1 protein-coding gene is annotated in these 236 nt (G+C 36.4%); it reads left to right on the forward strand.

Annotated elements, in window-relative coordinates; translation table 11 throughout:
* The coding region (locus ACP3VS_RS24570; RefSeq protein ID WP_426390350.1) for a plasmid recombination protein at window positions 1–236 on the forward strand (236 nt) is incomplete at both ends.

Below are 236 nucleotides of genomic sequence, written 5' to 3' on the forward strand. Positions count from 1 at the left end.
GATCTGGAGCGTACAAAAAATAATTATGACTTAGTAGAGTCAGATAAAAATTTGTATCAGAGAGTAAAGCAGCGAGTAGACGAATTAAAAGAGGCTGGTTCGAGAGTACAGAAAAATTCGGTTGTGATGTACTCCAATATTTTGACGGTTCCTCAAGAACAAGCTACAAAATGGGGCGAGCAAAAAACAGATGATTATTTTAAAGCTTGCTATGAGTTTTTCTGTAAGGAGTTTGG

It is taken from the genome of Lysinibacillus sp. VIII_CA, from assembly GCF_049943995.1.
GTDB lineage: Bacteria > Bacillota > Bacilli > Bacillales_A > Planococcaceae > Lysinibacillus > Lysinibacillus pinottii.